Source organism: Clostridium sp. AM27-28, assembly GCF_003480955.1.
Classification (GTDB): domain Bacteria; phylum Bacillota; class Clostridia; order Lachnospirales; family Lachnospiraceae; genus Otoolea; species Otoolea fessa.
Genome location: NZ_QUJT01000039.1, coordinates 1 through 257 on the forward strand (window position 1 = coordinate 1; position 257 = coordinate 257).

Genomic DNA, 257 nt, shown 5'->3' on the forward strand with positions numbered 1-257 from the left:
AGGTCGGTACCAGCCGGTGTGGTGATGTGAGCCATCTTATGACCTCTCCAGATAGCCTGCAGTTTCTCGCCATCTGCGTAAACTGCTTCGTAGTCTGCCAGAGCGCCGCCTCGTGTGAAGTTGTCGATATTTCTTAAGCAGATAGAAACCTCGCGAAGTTTCTTCTGGTTGATGAGCTCTTTCAGGTGGTTATTGTAGATAGCTGCACCGGATGCGGTGGTCATGCCGACAAATACATCGCAGGCATCCATGCCAAG

The 257-nt window shown here is 51.4% G+C and carries 1 pseudogene; it reads right to left on the reverse strand.

Annotated elements, in window-relative coordinates:
- Nucleotides 1-257, reverse strand: a pseudogene (locus tag DW720_RS16065) (leucyl aminopeptidase); the annotation flags it as partial.